The 17,002-nt window shown below is 57.0% G+C and carries 15 protein-coding genes; 7 read left to right on the top strand and 8 right to left on the bottom strand.

Going from position 1 to position 17,002, the window contains the following annotated elements; genetic code table 11:
- Positions 1-513 precede the first annotated feature (513 nt).
- Positions 514-2,121 carry a BCCT family transporter gene (locus tag ACR3E7_RS08960; protein ID WP_170770029.1) on the top strand — a complete coding sequence of 536 codons (1,608 nt, stop codon included), beginning with the start codon at positions 514-516 and terminating at the stop codon, positions 2,119-2,121.
- A 75-nt stretch (positions 2,122-2,196) separates the two neighbouring features.
- Here ACR3E7_RS08960 and ACR3E7_RS08955 read toward each other — a convergent pair whose 3' ends face one another.
- Both ACR3E7_RS08955 and ACR3E7_RS08950 read right to left on the bottom strand, forming a co-directional pair.
- Positions 2,197-2,610 (bottom strand): universal stress protein, encoded by a 414-nt coding sequence (locus ACR3E7_RS08955; protein ID WP_480502755.1) that lies wholly within the window; start codon positions 2,608-2,610, stop codon positions 2,197-2,199.
- A gap of 242 nt (positions 2,611-2,852) precedes the next feature.
- Positions 2,853-4,676, bottom strand: a complete 1,824-nt coding sequence (locus ACR3E7_RS08950; protein WP_480502754.1) for a DUF3604 domain-containing protein — start codon at positions 4,674-4,676, stop codon at positions 2,853-2,855.
- A 377-nt stretch (positions 4,677-5,053) separates the two neighbouring features.
- On the opposite strand from ACR3E7_RS08950, the gene ACR3E7_RS08945 reads away from it, so the two are divergent.
- Entirely contained in the window at positions 5,054-6,490 is a 1,437-nt protein-coding gene (locus ACR3E7_RS08945) for an arylsulfatase (protein WP_480502753.1), read from the top strand.
- A gap of 195 nt (positions 6,491-6,685) precedes the next feature.
- On the opposite strand, the gene ACR3E7_RS08940 is transcribed toward ACR3E7_RS08945, so the two are convergent.
- On the bottom strand, positions 6,686-7,264 hold the full coding sequence (locus ACR3E7_RS08940) for a GcrA family cell cycle regulator (protein WP_170770617.1): 579 nt from the start codon (positions 7,262-7,264) through the stop codon (positions 6,686-6,688).
- Between the two features lie 126 nt (positions 7,265-7,390).
- On the opposite strand from ACR3E7_RS08940, the gene ACR3E7_RS08935 reads away from it, so the two are divergent.
- Positions 7,391-8,194 carry an ABC transporter permease gene (locus tag ACR3E7_RS08935; protein ID WP_170790423.1) on the top strand — a complete coding sequence of 268 codons (804 nt, stop codon included), beginning with the start codon at positions 7,391-7,393 and terminating at the stop codon, positions 8,192-8,194.
- Here the strand turns inward: ACR3E7_RS08935 and ACR3E7_RS08930 are convergent.
- Entirely contained in the window at positions 8,176-9,066 is an 891-nt protein-coding gene (locus ACR3E7_RS08930) for a DMT family transporter (protein WP_480502752.1), read from the bottom strand. The two genes, ACR3E7_RS08935 and ACR3E7_RS08930, sit on opposite strands and share 19 nt — an antisense overlap.
- Positions 9,067-9,358: 292 nt before the next feature.
- Between ACR3E7_RS08930 and ACR3E7_RS08925 the strand changes: the two genes are divergently transcribed.
- Together ACR3E7_RS08925 and argF are read left to right on the top strand one after the other, a co-directional pair.
- Positions 9,359-10,546 carry an acetylornithine transaminase gene (locus tag ACR3E7_RS08925; protein ID WP_480502751.1) on the top strand — a complete coding sequence of 396 codons (1,188 nt, stop codon included), beginning with the start codon at positions 9,359-9,361 and terminating at the stop codon, positions 10,544-10,546.
- A gap of 111 nt (positions 10,547-10,657) precedes the next feature.
- Entirely contained in the window at positions 10,658-11,584 is a 927-nt protein-coding gene (gene argF / locus ACR3E7_RS08920) for an ornithine carbamoyltransferase (RefSeq protein WP_170782824.1), read from the top strand.
- Here the strand turns inward: argF and ACR3E7_RS08915 are convergent.
- Together ACR3E7_RS08915 and ACR3E7_RS08910 are read right to left on the bottom strand one after the other, a co-directional pair.
- Positions 11,581-12,180 (bottom strand): ferric reductase-like transmembrane domain-containing protein, encoded by a 600-nt coding sequence (locus tag ACR3E7_RS08915; protein WP_170790427.1) that lies wholly within the window; start codon positions 12,178-12,180, stop codon positions 11,581-11,583. The two genes, argF and ACR3E7_RS08915, sit on opposite strands and share 4 nt — an antisense overlap.
- The gene (locus ACR3E7_RS08910; RefSeq protein WP_480502750.1) at positions 12,181-12,660 is read right to left on the bottom strand and encodes a twin-arginine translocation pathway signal; all 480 of its coding nucleotides are present in this window, start codon (positions 12,658-12,660) and stop codon (positions 12,181-12,183) included.
- Between the two features lie 291 nt (positions 12,661-12,951).
- Here ACR3E7_RS08910 and ACR3E7_RS08905 point away from each other — a divergent pair, with 291 nt between their 5' ends.
- Both ACR3E7_RS08905 and ACR3E7_RS08900 read left to right on the top strand, forming a co-directional pair.
- On the top strand, positions 12,952-13,914 hold the full coding sequence (locus tag ACR3E7_RS08905; protein ID WP_480502749.1) for a pirin family protein: 963 nt from the start codon (positions 12,952-12,954) through the stop codon (positions 13,912-13,914).
- 66 nt (positions 13,915-13,980) lie between these two features.
- Entirely contained in the window at positions 13,981-14,955 is a 975-nt protein-coding gene (locus tag ACR3E7_RS08900) for a 2-dehydropantoate 2-reductase (protein ID WP_480502748.1), read from the top strand.
- On the opposite strand, the gene ACR3E7_RS08895 is transcribed toward ACR3E7_RS08900, so the two are convergent.
- Together ACR3E7_RS08895 and ACR3E7_RS08890 are read right to left on the bottom strand one after the other, a co-directional pair.
- Positions 14,952-16,430 carry an inorganic phosphate transporter gene (locus ACR3E7_RS08895; RefSeq protein WP_480502747.1) on the bottom strand — a complete coding sequence of 493 codons (1,479 nt, stop codon included), beginning with the start codon at positions 16,428-16,430 and terminating at the stop codon, positions 14,952-14,954. The two genes, ACR3E7_RS08900 and ACR3E7_RS08895, sit on opposite strands and share 4 nt — an antisense overlap.
- A 92-nt stretch (positions 16,431-16,522) precedes the next feature.
- Positions 16,523-16,981 (bottom strand): NUDIX hydrolase, encoded by a 459-nt coding sequence (locus tag ACR3E7_RS08890; RefSeq protein WP_170770042.1) that lies wholly within the window; start codon positions 16,979-16,981, stop codon positions 16,523-16,525.
- Between the last annotated feature and the right edge of the window lie 21 nt (positions 16,982-17,002).

Raw genomic sequence — 17,002 nt, 5'->3', positions numbered from 1 at the left:
GCTGACGATTTGCTAACGGCTCCAATGATCACCAACACTTCAAAGTCCGGTTCGAGCCCAAAACAGACATCTTAGGGAAGCAGAATTGGAGTTTTCGTGGCAACGCCAAAAGCAAGCTACATTAATTCGCCAAAACTGCCCAACCGACAGTTGGGCTGCCCGAGGCAATCGAGCCAGCCGCGAAGATGCAGGGGCTTTCAGCCAGAAGTGGACTTAACCTAAGTGGGGGGCTGCGTTGCAGTTGATCTGGCTATACGGGCCACAGAAAACAATGTCATAAAGTCTTGCAGGTCTCGGCGTTTTCGCGCGAACGTCTGGGTCGGTGCGCGGCAAGTTGATCCTGTTGAATTTTTCGCATTTGTAAGCCGATTTGACCGGTCCTGTTCGAAATCTCTGCTGTGTTGGCCCTTGGAACACCGTCAATCGTGGCAGCTGCGTCTGACTGAATGTTGGACAGATTGCCGCAGGTTGTGCAACGCTAAGGCGCATGACACATGCGCTTAGGGAGGTAAAATGTCAGATACAAGTCAAAAAAAGATGCTCGACCCAGACCCTCGCGTCTGGGATTTCGAGACTGAATATGAACTCGGACAGGACAACATCAGACCCCTCGGGTTAGACATCCATAACCCTGTCTTCATCGTTTCTGGTTTGCTGATCCTAGGCTTCGTGATCGTGGCATTGGCCAATCAGGAAGCGGCCGCTGCATTTTTTGGCTGGCTTCGGCCGTGGCTGACCAGCACCTTTGATTGGTTTCTTGTGTTGTCGGTGAATGCGATCACCTTGTTCTGCCTGGCGCTCATTGTCTTGCCGGTCGGAAAGGTCAGAATTGGCGGAAAAGATGCGAAACCCGACTACTCGTATGCGGGTTGGATCGCAATGATGTTTGCCGCAGGAATCGGGATCGGTCTACTGTTCTTCGGTGTATTGGAGCCCGTGTACTACAACTTCTCGGAAGATGGGAATGCGCGCCCCTTAAACATCGACATCACCGAGCCCGGCAATGAGTATATCGGTGTTGTTGGTACGATCCATCACTGGGGTCTCGAAGGTTGGGCTGTGTACGCTGCAGTGGGACTGGCACTGGCGATTTTTGCATACAACTTGAACCTGCCGCTGACGCTTAGGTCGGCGTTCTTTCCGCTACTCGGTGAACGTGTCTGGGGCTTCTGGGGGCATGTCATCGACACGCTGGCCGTGTTTGCGACCCTCTTCGGACTAACCACCTCGTTGGGCCTCGGTGCGCAACAGGTTGCCGCAGGTTTGAATGAAGTGTTTGGCATCACGCCTTCGCCCACATTGACCGTCATCATCATTGTCGCGATCACGCTCATTGCGCTTGGTTCTGTTTTGTTGGGAATGGATGCCGGTGTGAAACGGCTATCTGAGATCAACATGATCATGGCTGTGGGGCTGTTTATTTTTGTGATCGCAATGACCGGGGTGGCGGCCGCAATTGCTCGTTACGTTTCAGTCATGGTAGACTATGTCACGCTGCTACCTGCGCTCTCCAATCCCTTTGGCAGAGAGGATACCAGCTTTTTCCATGGGTGGACTACGTTCTACTGGGCATGGTGGATTGCATGGTCTCCTTTCGTGGGAATGTTCATTGCCCGGATCTCTCGGGGTCGTACGGTGCGTGAGTTTGTTCTTTGTGCCCTTATTGCTCCTACGGCGGTCTGCGCATTGTGGATGTCCACTTTTGGAGGGGCCGCGATTGACATGCTGAACGCAGGTAGCGCTGAAGGCGTCAAAGCAACCGTCATCGACAGTTATGCGCCGGAGGGCGCCCTGTTTGGCTTCCTCAAGGAGTTGCCTCTGTACAATATCGTCGCCCCGATCTCGCTGATTTTGATTGTGATCTTCTTTGTCACGTCATCTGATTCAGGGTCGTTGGTTATCGATACTATCACCGCAGGTGGTAAACTGGATGCGCCCGTTGTTCAGCGTGTTTGGTGGTGCACTTTGGAAGGTTTGGTTGCAATTGCGCTTCTTCTAGGCGGTGGATTGAACGCCCTCCAAGGTGCTGCCGTGTCAATGGGGATTCCATTTACACTGGTGATCCTCATTATGTGCTACTGTCTGTGGCTGGCTCTGCGATCCGAGTACAAAAAGCTGTAGCAAGCGGACAAAATCAATGATGGCTTCCTAAAATAAGGGAGCCATCACATCGGGTTGCCGAGGTTTTTGAATCAACTAGTGCCGAACAACAAAAACCGAGCAACTGGCATGTGTCACTACGTGGCTGGCGGTCGTTCCCAGGAGGTAATCCTGAATCTTTGGGTTGGCCGCCTCCATCACGATCATATCCACGTTGCGTTCATCGGCGAGCTTTACGATTTGCCGATGCACAGCACCGGTTCGAACAACAGTTTCTAATTCGACGCCTTCCGCCGGGTGATCTATCACAAACTTCTCCAATTGCTCGCTCCAATAGCCAACAGAGTCGCGAATATTCAAGTTTCGCTCCATTTCTGGCGCAACTGTCACCACGAGAAGCCGCGCTTCTCTGCGCCTGGCCATTGCGATTGCTTCTTCGTAGGCGCTGTAGTCCAACCTGACGTGACGAAGGTTTAGCGGGCATAGGATTAGTTTCGTATCACGTGGCATCTACAACATCCCGTTTCACGCATTTGGCCAATAAGTATTGAATGACTTTGCAAAGCGAACAGTCAAGAGCGACCGCGTTCCATAAACAGCAGGCACTTTGTCCGCTAAGCAGTTTCTGATGTACTACGCAACGAATGGCCGTGTCGCGTCCTAAGCGGACGTTCGCATGAACGCACTAGCCTAGTGTTGCTGCGACAGGAACTGCCGGGCTTTTGCCGTAACGATGACAGCTTAGGTATATTTCAGCCCCCGGGAGTATACCAAATTGGCGAAGTGTAAGCACGTTCCTGAGTTGACGTGGGCACCTCGGCAGGCAGTTCGTCTCCGAACCGAACAGCATCGTAAATTGTCCATCTCGGTGTGGGAATTTCCAAGACACGGGCATAGTAGAAAGCGCTCATAGAAGGATCGAAATCCGGGTCTTTCCAAACGGTGATCAGTTCCGGGGAACCTATTGAATTCGTAAACGTACCCGTTGCAACATCCACGGTGTTCCCCACCGCTGGCAGGTTGCCGTCCGCATCGCGTTCTCGGTCTCCCGACCAAGCCACGTCATAGACCCGCTCTTCAGTTTCGCCGCTGGAATTTAGCCAACCTTTCACAATCTGAACACGGTCGAGATTGCCGGAGAACGGATCTTTCAGCGCAGCAACCAGGAAGGTTGGGGCGTCCGCGCCTTGTGTCGCGTCCGCGAGGTCCCCACCCATCGGAACGCCTTTTTCATATCCAATTTCTGCGGGCAATCGAGATCTTGCGTCAGCTTCCGTAAAATCCCAACCACCAAAGAAACGAACCGCGATGCGACTACCGGTTGTCCCGTATACTTCTTTCCGTTCCATGGCGTCGAAGATGGCTTCGCGTGTGTTGTCCTGAGCCCAAACCGCTGCATAGCCTGAGGCTGCCATTTCCCACCCGAGAATCCTCAAGGCATCGAACTCGCCAACGACATGCTGCCAACGGCCAGGTTCCGGCTCGACGCCAGAGTGTTTGCCAAAGAAATTGTCTTCTTCCGCCGTTGCCAAAGCAGTATGGCTGTCGGTCGAGCCCACTACTCCGAACTTGTATGGATTGGTGCCGAGCTGAGCTTCTAGCTTGAGACCGTTCTTCAAGGCCTCGCGGGCGTATTCGTACTGAAGCATCCAGTCTTCTTTGAGTGTCGGACCCAGATTGGATTTGTCCCAGGTTTCATAGTCAGCGAACTCATCGTTCGGGCTGAGAAACGGGTGAGTTTCTCCATCACCTTTGATCTGGGTAATCTCATACATCGGCTCCCACTTGGCACGCCGCTCTGCGTAGTCTTCTGTCAAAGGCTCACCCGTTTCAGGGTTTGTCTCGACCGGAAACATCAAACCGTTGGAGACGTTGCCGTTGTGAGCAAGGGCCAGTACACGACCACCAGTCTCTAGTTCATAAGTTTCCATCCAGTCCCAAAGCCGTTCCGGATTAAATGTTTCCGCAGTTGTGAAGGGCAACATTTGCCGAGCGCGAATGGCATCATCCCGGTAGATCACATTGCGGTGGAGGTTGTTGCCAGCTTCGGTAGATGTCCACTCGTATCCGATGAACGCAGTGAATGTGCCAGGGTCATTGTGATGATCCGCAGTTTGCGTGAACTCGTCCCATACGGATTGCACAAACCTTCGATCTGCAACAGCCTCGGGAAGTGCCTCGCCCGTGATGCCAGCAAAGGTTTCAATAACTTCCATAGTGGCGCCAAGTGCAACGTCTCCGCCCGCATTAAGCCGTTCGCTCCAGTCTCTGAGCGTTGCATCGCGCATCAGTGTGGAGTTTCCCGCGATGATTTCATTCATTGCACCCATGGCGTCAGAATGATCGGATACAACAAGCCAGTCGAGCGGGCGCGATAACTTCACACGGAGGCCATGTGATGTGGTGACTTCCTCACCACGTGCAAACCTATAGGCATCGTCGGGGCTAAGAATAACGCCAAATCCGCGGGCATCGAGTGAATTTGATGTGTGCAGGTGAGTGTCACCCCACAGCGGGCGTGTAGGAAAGTCTCGACCTGCATAGGGTGAGAAATCGGCGGGTGCGGGTTCACGCATATCATCAACCGATATAGTCATCTCTCCGACTAGCCCACCTTGTGCGGCCTCTTGAGCATGTGAAGAGCTTGTTATGAATGCTGCGGAAACTATTGCTGTCGATGTCGTTAGAAAAAACTTCATATGAACCTCCCAGCCGAGCTGAATGCCAGCTTATGGCAACATCTGAGTCGGTTGTTCGTCAAGGAAAACAACGGTTTTTCTTTGTTGAGCAAAAGAGAGCCTGAGGGAGATTCGACCAAAACCGGACCGCAGCTTCGCCCGCAATTCTGACGCTCTACCACTGTGAGAAAATACCGCAACGAGTGGCCGTTCTTGACGACTGGCAGCTTCGTTCGACAGTCTTGAGTCCGTGAGCCTAATTTGGAGATGTTATTATGAAGTGGTTGTCCCGCACATTCCTACTGTCCTCATCTCTTCTATTTGCCGAGGCCGCTTCGGCTCAAGAAAAACCTAACATCGTATTCATATTTTTAGATAATTTTGGGTGGGGCGAACCCGGGTTCAATGGAGGTGGCATAATCCGTGGTACTGCGACTCCCGAGATGGACGCCCTCGCTGCGGAAGGACTACGACTCACGAACTTCAACGTGGAAAGCCAGTGCACGCCGTCCCGCGCAGCGACCATGACTGGACGGTACGGCATCCGGAGCGGCAACCATACGGTCCCACTGGGAGGTGGCGTTTACGGTCTGACCCAATGGGAAATCACGATGGCCGAGATGCTGAAGGATGTAGGATACAGCACGGCCATGTACGGGAAATGGCACCTTGGATGGACCGAAGGGCGCTATCCAACGAATCAAGGATTCGATGAGTTTTACGGCGTAGAGACCACTGACGTTACAGTCTGGCGCACGCTTCCGGGTTTTGCCGATGCCAACATGGAAGAGCCGGTTGTGATGCAAGGTGTTGCTGGCGAGCCAGCAACCATCGCTCAAGACTACGATCTGGACTATCGCGGCGAAATAGATGGCGACCTGACGAAAAAGGCCATCGAGTTTATCGAAGCAAAGAGTACCGAAGACGCGCCGTTTTTCATCTATCTTGCTTATACTCAGACCCACTATCCAAACATCGTGTCCGAGGAGTTCGAAGGCGCCACTGGAAACGGCGTCTGGGCCGACATTCTGTTTCAAACAGATAGCTATATCGGGCGCATTGTTGATGCGATTGAGGCAGCAGGCGTTTCCGACGACACCGTGGTGATATTTACTGCTGACAACGGCCCCGAAGCTCTTCCGGTTGGGAACGCCAACGTCTCGCCAGTTCCTGCGGTACATGGTACGGCCGGACCTTGGCGCGGTACTCTATTCACCAGCCTCGAAGGAAGTATGCGTGTACCCTTTGCAATCAAGTGGCCGGGAAAGATCCCTGCCGGTTCTGAAAGCAACGATGTTGTCCACTCAATGGATCTCTATCCGACACTTGCGGCTTTCGCAGGGGGCAAGGTACCTGATGACAGAGCCTTTGATGGTGTCGACCAGTCAAAGTTCTTTCTTGGTGACCAACCAAACTCAAACCGAGAAGGCGTGATCGTCTACATGGGTGAGCAGATATTCGGCGTAAAATGGAAGGATTGGAAAGTTCTTTTCAAAGAGAATACGACGGCTTTTGGTGCAACGGAGTCTTTCGACACACCAAGGCTCTATAACCTTTTGAATGACCCACACGAGCGTGAAAGCGTACTCTTCCCGCACACATGGGCGGCTGAAAAGGCTCTGCCACAGTTGCAGGAGCACCTCGCTACATTCGAGAAGTTTCCTCCGATCCCCCCGGGAACGCCGGATCCCTATGAACCACCCAACGACTGAGTGACGGCTTTGTCCGCCCAGCCGACGCTCGGACCCAAATCACCCTCGCAGCTTTCAGCGAGGGTGTTTTCCTTGTGAGGACTCGTTGCGCCTTGCGTAGTTCTTGAATTTACAACACTTCCAGTAGGAGGCTCCACGAAACGCCTCCACTCTTTTCAAGCTCTACAATGTCTATTTAGGTTCCGGTGTTCCCAATCACCGCCTACGATCGCGGCGCGAGCTCATGGGTTGGAAGGCCACGCCCACATGCGCCTCGCAATAAGGCTTACCGGCCTCAACCGGCAGGCCGCAGAACCAGAAATCCTCGGTTGCGGGGTCGCCGACGGGCCATTTGCAGGTTTTCTCAGTCAGTTCCATCAGCGTCAGCTTCTTGGCCTTCTTCTCGACCTCGTTGACCTTGGCCAGAGCCTCGGGGCTGATTTCGTTGGCCGAAGGCTGCGGCGGCAGCGGTTGACCGGCCGGGATGATCTGGCGGCGGGCGGGCACGGCGGGCTTCGCCTCGGCCGTCGGAGCGGGTGCGGGGCGCGCGGGTTCGGTCTTGGGCGCGGGTTTCGGTTTGGCCTCGGCCTTGGGCGCAGCGGGGGCCGGTTTTTCCTTCGGTTCGGCCTTGGCCGGGGTCGCGCCGGTTGCGCGGTTCGACAGGCCCAGACGGTGAACCTTGCCGATCACCGCATTGCGGGTCACGCCGCCCAGTTCCTTGGCGATCTGGCTGGCCGACTGGCCCTCGCCCCACATCTTTTTCAGCAGCTCTACACGCTCGTCAGTCCAGGACATCATTTGCCTTTCAAAAGCGGAAAGCGGCCCCGGATTCGGGCCGCCTTGGGAAATCATCTCAGCGCCCTATTCTAATCACTGCCGCCCGAGTTACAAGCGGTTCTCGAATCAGCCATGGGGTGGGTCATGCAGAATCTGATCGAACAGGACGCGCGCCGCTTTGGCGCGGTGAATTGGATGGGCCTTTTCACCCTGGCGCAACGCGAAACGCTTCGGTTCATGGGGGTGTGGACACAGACCTTGTTGGCCCCTTTGGTGACGGCGGGCCTGTTTCTGCTGATCTTCAACATAGCCATCGGCCCCAGCCGTTCGGACGTTATGGGTGTGCCTTTCCTGACCTTTCTGGCGCCCGGGATCATGATGATGACCGTGATCCAGAACGCTTTTGCCAATACGTCTTCGTCGATGGTAATCGCCAAGGTGCAGGGCAACATTGTCGATACGCTGATGCCGCCCTTGTCGCCGCTGGAGATCCTGTTGGGTTATCTGGCAGGCGGGATTGCGCGGGGCGTTCTGATCGCGCTGGTGGTCGCCATAGCTTTGGCCCTGGTGTTGGGTATCGTGCCGCAAAACCCACTTATCGCGTTGATTTTTGTGGTACTGGGCGGGGCTTTCATGGGTGCACTTGGCCTGTTCGCCGGGATTTTCGCCAATAAATTCGACCAGATGGCGGCGATTACCAATTTTATCGTCACGCCACTGGCATTCCTGTCGGGCACATTTTACTCGGTAGAGGCTCTACCACCCGTATTGAACCGCCTGAGCCACGTGAACCCGGTTTTCTATCTGATCGACGGGCTGCGATATGGGATGATCGGGGTGTCCGATAGCTCTGCGTGGCTGGGGATGGTTATCTGCGCAGGCGCAACCCTTTTGGTAGGCGCGGCGACCTGGCAGATGTTGCGAACAGGTTATCGGCTCAAGGCCTGACGCTGCCGTCCTTCGCGCCAGACGAGGATCAGACCTCCGGTCAGGATGATCGTGGCGCCCAGCGTGCTAATCCAATCAGGCACAACGCGGAAAATGGCGAAATCATAGAACGCGGCAAAGATGAGCGTGACATAGCTGATCGGTGCAACAAATGATGCGTCCGCCCGCGCCATTCCGTTGACGAAACACGCCTGTGCACAGGCCATCAGCACTCCGATTCCGGCCAGTGCCGCCCATTGCTGTGGGGTGGGCATCTGGAACACGAAGCTGACCGCGACCGAGGCGATAGTCAGGCCCATCGCATTGTTGATCAGCAGAATCTGGATGGGAATCTCTCGGCCCGAGAGCTTCTTGATGAAAATCAGCTCCATCCCGATCACCACGGCAGCTGTCAGCGCCAGCAACGCGGCGGGTTGAAAACTGTCGGGGGTGGGGCGCAGCAAGATCAAAGCTCCGGCCAAAGCGACCGCTGCTGCAAGCCAGCGCCACGGGCCGATGGTTTCCCGTAGCAATGGAATTGCTAGCACCATGGCGAAAACCGGGTTCAGGAAGGATATCGCAGTGGCATCGGCGAGCGGGATAAACGCGACCGAAGCGAACATCAGTGTGATCCCCAACCAGCCAAAGCTGGTGCGCCCGATATGCAGCCCCCAATGCGGGCGGCTCAGGCGCGGGCGCAGAATGCCAACTGCGCTGACAATGACCATAAACGCGAACATAAACCGCCCGTGGCTGATCTGCATCGGGTGCAGGGCTGGGCCCAACTCATCTGTTCCCAACGCCTTGGCCAGCAGGGTTGTCCCGGCAAGAAGCGCGCTGGCTGCAATGATCAGCAAGGCCGCGAACGGCGGGTTATGGCGGGCGGGTGTCATGGGCCAGCGGTGCGCCAAGGAGCTTCAAATAGCAAGGGACAAGTTCACCTTTGGACGGAAATTCGACCACGCGTCCATTTCGGGGTTCCCAGTTGGTGCAGACCTCGCTATACGCGCTTGCATGATCAAGACTGCACATATCCTGCGCCTCCGACGTCGACGCATCACTGCGTAACCGGCCTGTTTGATCTATTGCGCACTGTAATTCCGCGCAAACTCCACCAAATCTGTTGACGAATAGGGCCTTCGTGTTTCACTCACGAGGCTCAACTGATCCAAAAAGGATGATCCCATGATCCCGTCCGTTCTGCCGACCTATAATCGCGCGCCTTTGACCTTCGTGAAAGGTGAGGGCGCCTGGCTGACCGAGGCGGATGGCCGACGTTTCCTTGATCTTGGCGCCGGGATCGCCGTGAACGCGCTGGGCCATGCGCATCCGGCGCTGGTGAACGCGTTGTCCGAACAGGCGCATGCGCTGTGGCACGTGTCGAACCTCTATCACATTCCCCAGCAGCAGGCCTTGGCCGACAAGCTGGTGGAACATACCTTTGCCGATACGGTGTTTTTCACCAATTCCGGAACGGAATCCTGTGAACTGGCCGTGAAAATGGCCCGCAAGCATTTCTATGACAAAGGTCAGCCAGAACGGGTCGAGATCATCACATTCGACGGTTCGTTCCACGGTCGCTCCTCGGCAGGTATCGCCGCTGCGGGGTCCGAGAAGATGACCAAGGGCTTTGGCCCGCTGCTGCCTGGCTTCGTGCACCTGACATTTGGCGATCTGGACGGAGTGACCAACGCCGTCACCGAGAAAACCGCCGCGATTCTGATCGAACCGGTGCAGGGCGAGGGCGGTATCCGCCCTATCCCCGATGCGGAAATGAAAGCGCTGCGCCAGATCTGCGACGACAATGGCCTGCTGCTGATCCTTGACGAAGTGCAATGCGGCGTGGGCCGAACCGGCAAGCTCTTCGCCCACGAATGGGCTGGGATCACGCCGGATATCATGATGGTTGCCAAAGGCATAGGCGGAGGGTTCCCCCTGGGCGCCGTCCTGGCCACCGAAGACGCCGCCAACGGCATGACCGCAGGCACTCATGGATCGACCTATGGCGGCAACCCGCTGGGCTGCGCCGTGGGCTGCGCAGTGATTGACCAAGTGGCAACCCCTGCCTTCCTAGAAGGTGTGAACCGCAAGGCGGGCCTTCTGCGTCAGAAACTCGAAGGGCTGATTGCCGACCACCCGGATGTTTTCGAAGAGGTGCGCGGCACTGGTCTGATGCTGGGCCTGAAATGTAAGCCCACCAATATCGACGTGGTGAATGCGGGCTATGACAATGAGGTCATCACCGTCCCTGCTGCCGACAATGTGATCCGCCTGTTGCCACCGCTGACCCTGACTGAGGACGATATCGCGCAAGCCATGATCCGCCTGGAAAAAGCAGCGCAGCAGGTCCAGGCCAATCTGACCACTGCCTGATCCTTCTTATGTTCAAAAATACCTCGGGGGCCGCCATTCGGGCGCCATTGGTTCAAGATCCAATGATGACGGGCAGCGCCCCCGGCAACCAAAAGCCAAAAGCGAAACGAAATGAACCATTTTCTCGACATTCACAAAACCGAAGCAAGCGACCTGCGGGCTATGATCGACCAAGCCGGCGCAATGAAACAGGCGCGCCTTGGCCGCCCCAAAGCCGCCGTTGATGATGAACAACCCCTCAAGGATCGGATGGTTGCTCTGATCTTCGAAAAACCCTCGACCCGGACGCGCGTGTCTTTCGATGTCGGCGTGCGCCAAATGGGCGGGCAAACGATGGTGCTGTCCGGCAAAGACATGCAACTGGGTCACGGAGAAACCATCGCCGACACCGCGCGCGTGCTGTCGCGCTATGTCGACATGATCATGATCCGCACCTTTGACGAGACGATCCTTACGGAAATGGCCGAATTCTCGGACGTGCCGGTCATCAACGGCCTGACCGACCGCACCCATCCCTGTCAGATCATGGCCGATGTCCTGACATTTGAAGAACATCGCGGGCCGATCGCAGGCAAAAAGGTGGTCTGGACCGGCGACGGCAACAATGTCTGCGCATCCTTTCTTCATGCGGCCGGTCAATTTGGCTTCGACTTCACATTCACAGGCCCTCCACAGCTTGACCCCGAAGAAGAGTTCATGGGATTCGCCCGCCAAAAAGGGTCGCAGATCGTGATCGAGCGTGATCCGTTCAAAGCCGTCCAAGGCGCCGATCTGGTGGTAGCCGACACGTGGGTCTCGATGCATGACAGCCAGTCTGCCAAGGAACGCCGCCACAACCTTCTGCGCCCCTATCAGGTCAATACCGAACTGATGTCACATGCTAAGCCGGACGCGCTGTTCATGCATTGCCTGCCGGCCCACCGCGAAGAAGAGGCGACATCCGAGGTCATGGACGGCCCGAACTCGGTGATCTTTGACGAGGCCGAAAACCGTCTGCACGCGCAAAAGGCTGTGATGCGCTGGTGTCTGGGCGTCTAACGCCTGCGCAGGTCCCATACACGCAATCTGGCGAGCGTCCAAACGCTCGTCACCAGAACCAAACCACATAGGGCGGCTTTGGTCACAACCTCCATCGTGCCTTCAATCAGGAGCGCATGAGCGACGGTCCCGGCAATTGTCACAGAGGCTAAAACGGTGTGCAATAGCCGCCAGATGCGAAACCGCAGGGCCAGCCGCTGCCTCAAAACGCCCAACCCACAAGCCACGAATGCAGTCCACATGGCGATGACGCCCCACACTGAGAATGGAGTGGGTGATGTGAAGGTCAAAGCATCTACAACATCCGGCGGGCTGGTGATCCACAACCCGGCGACGTGGATGATGATGGCACCGATCAAAATCAGGCCAACCCAGCGGTGCAGGCGGCGGCTGAGAAGTGGCGTTACTCCCGGTAGAGCTTTTGAGGCCAATAGCGGCTGCAACAACAATAAGCTCAGCGACAGCACCCCCGCGAAACCTGCAACGATGTAGATAGGACTTCGCCAGGCCAGATAGGGGCTGAAGCCAGCAGCAATGACTGGCACCAAAAGCGCAACAAACAAGGCCACCCAGACCAACGCGGTGCGACGAGCCACTTAGATAGGTTGCAACACGAAATGCGCCGCAAGGGTTTTGTCCCGTGCACTGGACATCACAGGGCGTAGGAAAACCGTCTCGAATTCGCCGCTATCATAGGCCAGATGCCCATGCGGTTGCCCAAAAGCAGGCACGATCTGCGGCATCTCCAGCCGGAACACACCTTCCGCGTCGGTTAAGGTTGCGCCGTGGCTTTGGGGGTCGCGCTCATGACCTTCGGTTGTGTGCGCCCAGATTTGAATGCGTTGACCGGGCAGAGGGGCACCGTCACCTGCGCGGCGCACGGTACCCGTCATCCAGAACCCGCCGCCACCAATCCGTTCGACCACAGGAGCGCCGGGGCGATAGTTGTTCGATCCTCCGCGCATCGACGGCGTCGGCGCCAACCCTTTGGCGCGAGCAGGAACCAAAAGGCCCGAGGCCAACACAGCCCCGCCTCCTGCGATCAGAGAACGACGATTGAGGGGCGAACCGGTCATGCAATCCTCCTGCGGTTTGACGCTAGATATAAAATAGCACGATCTCAGCTTATTCCGAGGAGGATATGCGAATTGTGAAGTGGCTCGAGGATGCGGGGGCCACTTCTGGGCGTTCGGAGCAGGGTTTCTTTGCCGCGACTAATCGAATGGTATGTGATAACATAATTGCAATGAAATGATGTAACTCGCAATGCGCACTAGTTATGTGCAAAAATTGCAGTATTAATGATGTTTTTTGGGTATATGTTGCATCTACGAACAGAACCTACGTTTGCAACTGAGGACACCGGAATGAGTTGGAACCCCACCCACAGCCCCGAATGCCTGTCTGAGAGCGCCGCGCTTGAAACACTGATCATTCCTCGGGCTCGCGATCTCGGCGGGTTTGAGGTGCGACGGGCGCTGCCTTCGGTAAAACGTCAGCTTGTCGGACCATTTATTTTCTTCGACCAGATGGGCCCGGCGGAATTTATCACCGATGGTGGCATTGACGTGCGCCCGCACCCGCATATTGGGCTGGGTACCGTGACTTACCTGTATCAGGGTGAATTCGAACATCGCGACAGTCTGGGCACCCATCAGATGATCTATCCAGGCGAGGTGAACTGGATGGTGGCGGGGCGCGGTGTGACCCATTCGGAACGCACAAGCGCCGAAACACGCGGCAAAAAGCACAGCCTGTTCGGCATCCAGACCTGGATCGCACTGCCGGAACAGCACGAGGATATGGCCCCCGATTTCGAACATCACAAGCAATGTGCGTTGCCGCATATTCAGGACACAGGGGTCAGTGCGAGGCTCATCCTTGGATCGGCCTATGGCGCGTCCAGCCCCGTAAACATGCTGTCCGAGACCTTTTATCTGGATGTTCAACTTGACCCCGGCGCGGCCATTCCCTTGCCCGACGATCAAGAGGATAGGGGCGTCTACGTGACACAGGGCTCGGTCGAGGTTGCAGGCGACGTTTTCGAAGCCGGCCGCATGATGGTGTTCCGGCCAGGCGATCGCCTTTCGGTCAGGGCAGGACCAGCAGGGGCGCGGCTGATGCTGTTAGGGGGCGCAACATTGGGGCAAGATCGGTATATCTGGTGGAATTTTGTCTCATCCTCGAAGGAAAAGATCGAGACCGCCACGCGGGAATGGCAGGCCGCCGATTGGGCGAAGGGTGCTTTTCAACTGCCCCCCGGAGATGACGCCGAATATATCGAGATTTCTGAACAGCTTGCACGCACGAAGCCCAGATTGGCGCGGTGACGGAACGTCACGTGACCTTGCCCCAGTGGCCTATCCCGGCAATTCTTGTCTGAAGGGGAGGGCGCCATGAAAATCGCCATAGCGGGTGCAGGCAGTATCGGGTGTTATTGCGGCGGGTTGCTTGCTAGTGCCGGTCACGAGGTCACTCTGTTGGGGCGTGCCCGCGTTTTGGACCCGATCCGGCAACATGGCCTGACCCTGACGGATTTTGCCGGGCAGAACCGGCACATTGACACTTTGACCCTAGCCGAGGATCCGGTGTGCATGGCAGATGCCGAGGTGGTCATCGTCACCGTCAAATCCGGAGCGACGGCAGATATGGCTGCGCTGATTGGGCAATATGCGCCGCAGTCGGTAGTGCTGTCCTGGCAAAACGGGATCGAGAATGCGCGTGTACTGCGCGCTGCCTTGCCCGCTCAGGATGTCCGCGCCGGAATGGTGCCGTTCAACGTTGTTCCTATGGAGGGCGGGCGGTTTCACCGGGCCACCTCGGGCGAGATTGTCATCCAATCCGGCGCAGGAGGTTTGGGGCAGGCGCTGGGATCTGCGGAATTGCCTGTTGTCGAAAGCGACAGGATCGAGGCCGTTCAGTGGGGCAAGCTGGTCATCAACCTCAACAATGCGCTGAACGCCTTGTCCGGGATGACGTTGAAACAGCAGTTGATGGACCGGAACTGGCGTCAGCTTTTGGCCGACCAAATGGCCGAGGCTCTGGCTGTTCTCAGGGCTGCGGATCATCCCGTTGCATCGACCACACCGTTGCCTGCTTGGGCTATTCCGCATGTTCTTCGCCTGCCGACGCCGTTGTTTTCAAAAATTGCGGCGCGGATGCTGACGATAGATCCTAATGCGCGCACCTCTATGGCATATGACCTGATGGCCGGGCGCGTTACCGAGATCGACAGCCTGCAAGGCGAGATTATCCGCCTCGGAGTGCAGCATGGCGTGGCGACGCCGTATTGCGCGGGTGTGCAGGCTTTGATCGAAGAGGCGCAGGATCAGCCTTTATCCGTTGATCAGGTCAGGCGCGCTGTGGATTAGTGGAAGGCCGTCAGAAGGCCGAAGATCATCGCCGACATGACGGCCGAGGCGGGTACTGTCACCATCCACGCCCCAAGGATCGTCATGAAATGCGACCGGCGGACAAGCTTGCGGCGTTGGCGTTCCTCGCGGGCACGTCGTTGTTCAGGCGGGCGCTGTTGGTTGGACTTTTTCCAGCGGCGATCTGTCTCCCATTCGCGGAAGAAACCCACCCCGAATACTGCGCCGATAGCGATATGGGTGGTGCTCACGGGTAAGCCCAGCCAACTGGCCAGAATGACGGTCAGAGCTGTGGCGAGGGCGATGCAAAAGGCACGCATCGGGTTCAGTTTCGTGATCTGGGTACCCACCATGCGGATCAGGCGCGGACCAAACAGGAATAAACCGAAAGAGATCCCAAACGCGCCGATCAGCATGATCCATTGCGGCACGGCTACCGTGGCGGCAAGGTCGTGGAATTCAGACACGTGGACGATCCCGGCCAAAGGGCCAATCGCGTTCGCCACGTCATTTGCCCCATGCGCGAAGCTGAGGAAAATGGCAGCGATGATCAGAGGAAGGCCAAACAGAGATTTCATCGCCCGGCGGCGGTTCTCTATGTTGCGGGTCCGCCTGTGCACCCATGGGATCGTAAGTCGCCAGAAAACAAGCCCCAAACCTCCACCGGTGCTCAATGCGATGACAGGATCAACTTGGACGACCCGCTCTAACCCTTTTACCGCCATATAGGTCGCAAAAGCACCTGCCATCAGCCCCACCAAAATAGGAACCCAGCGGCGCGCGGCGGTGATTTTGTCGTCCTGGCGCAGAATGCGCGCGCGGATAAAAGCCAGGAACATGGCGGCGACCGCGCCGCCAATCACGGGCGAGACCATCCAACTGAGTGCTATGGTGCCGACGGTGCTCCAGTTCACGGCGCTCAGACCTGCGGCTGCGACGCCTGCGCCGACCACGCCCCCAACGACCGAATGCGTGGTCGAAACCGGGGCCCTCACCCAAGTGGCGATATTGACCCACAACGCCGCCGACATCAGGGCCGCCAACATGGCCCAGATAAAGTGCGCTTCTGTTGTGACCGAAGCCGGATGTACGATATCGCGCGAAATAGTCGTCACGACATCACCCCCGGCCAGCAGCGCACCTGCGCTTTCGGCGATGGCGGCGATTGTGATGGCGACACCCATCGGCAACGCGTTGGCGCCCACGGCGGGGCCCATGTTGTTGGCGACATCGTTGGCGCCCACATTGATCGCTATATAGGCGCCGAATACGGCGGCTGAGACCACTACCAGACGCCCGTCGGCCTGCCCAAACAACACTGCAGCAGTCAATCCCGCCAACACCACAAAGGCCAACGCAACGCCGGAGGCCAGCAGCGGGCGCGCAACGAACGCATTCGCGTGTTCAATACGCGAAATGCGGTGCAGGTCGCTGTCCAGCGCCTTCCATCGGCTGTTGGTGTGGATTTCAGTCATTGGGTTTTGCAAGTGGTTGCGGGCTAGCGCAGGCCGATACAAGGTTCGGGCCTGCTATTCAACCTTCTGCCCTTTCAGGGCTTGCGAATGTGTTAATACCGACGAAGAAGCGCACGCAATTCGGGCTCGTTCACCCGCTCTGCCGCCTCGGACGGGCGAACCCAGTGCCGCTCGCGCTGGCCGAGCTCCGGGAACTCGTCCGCCAACTCCTCTACCTCAATTCGGTACACGCTGGTCAGAACCGGAAGCAAAGATCCGTCGTTTAGCTTTTTGTCATATGTATAGCGCCCCACCGGGTCCCGGTGGATATGTGCGGCCTGAACGCCGGCCTCTTCCCATGCCTCTTGCGCAGCCGTTTCCGCACCGTCTTTGCCATCCATGGGCCAGCCCTTTGGGATGATCCAGCGACCGGTGTCGCGGCTGGTGATCAGTAGCACCTCGATCCCGCTATCGGTTTGGCGCGTGCACAACGCTGCGACCTGCACCCTGCGGGGACGCAGGAACAGGGGGCGAAGGATCTCCTCCCAGGTATTTCGCAACCAATGTGACATGTATTTTTTACGCCGGCCTGC

This window comes from Ruegeria sp. BK1 (assembly GCF_056535645.1).
This window is presented reverse-complemented; position numbering and strand designations above follow the sequence as displayed.

Excerpts from the sequence above, each read along its gene's own strand:
- ACR3E7_RS08960 (WP_170770029.1), top strand. The coding sequence starts at position 514 with ATGTCAGATACAAGTCAAAAAAAGATGCTCGACCCAGACCCTCGCGTC.
- ACR3E7_RS08955 (WP_480502755.1), bottom strand. The coding sequence starts at position 2,610 with ATGCCACGTGATACGAAACTAATCCTATGCCCGCTAAACCTTCGTCAC.
- ACR3E7_RS08950 (WP_480502754.1), bottom strand. The coding sequence starts at position 4,676 with ATGCGTGAACCCGCACCCGCCGATTTCTCACCCTATGCAGGTCGAGAC.
- ACR3E7_RS08945 (WP_480502753.1), top strand. The coding sequence starts at position 5,054 with ATGAAGTGGTTGTCCCGCACATTCCTACTGTCCTCATCTCTTCTATTT.
- ACR3E7_RS08940 (WP_170770617.1), bottom strand. The coding sequence starts at position 7,264 with ATGTCCTGGACTGACGAGCGTGTAGAGCTGCTGAAAAAGATGTGGGGC.
- ACR3E7_RS08935 (WP_170790423.1), top strand. The coding sequence starts at position 7,391 with ATGCAGAATCTGATCGAACAGGACGCGCGCCGCTTTGGCGCGGTGAAT.
- ACR3E7_RS08930 (WP_480502752.1), bottom strand. The coding sequence starts at position 9,066 with ATGACACCCGCCCGCCATAACCCGCCGTTCGCGGCCTTGCTGATCATT.
- ACR3E7_RS08925 (WP_480502751.1), top strand. The coding sequence starts at position 9,359 with ATGATCCCGTCCGTTCTGCCGACCTATAATCGCGCGCCTTTGACCTTC.
- argF (WP_170782824.1), top strand. The coding sequence starts at position 10,658 with ATGAACCATTTTCTCGACATTCACAAAACCGAAGCAAGCGACCTGCGG.
- ACR3E7_RS08910 (WP_480502750.1), bottom strand. The coding sequence starts at position 12,660 with ATGACCGGTTCGCCCCTCAATCGTCGTTCTCTGATCGCAGGAGGCGGG.
- ACR3E7_RS08905 (WP_480502749.1), top strand. The coding sequence starts at position 12,952 with ATGAGTTGGAACCCCACCCACAGCCCCGAATGCCTGTCTGAGAGCGCC.
- ACR3E7_RS08900 (WP_480502748.1), top strand. The coding sequence starts at position 13,981 with ATGAAAATCGCCATAGCGGGTGCAGGCAGTATCGGGTGTTATTGCGGC.
- ACR3E7_RS08895 (WP_480502747.1), bottom strand. The coding sequence starts at position 16,430 with ATGACTGAAATCCACACCAACAGCCGATGGAAGGCGCTGGACAGCGAC.
- ACR3E7_RS08890 (WP_170770042.1), bottom strand. The coding sequence starts at position 16,981 with ATGTCACATTGGTTGCGAAATACCTGGGAGGAGATCCTTCGCCCCCTG.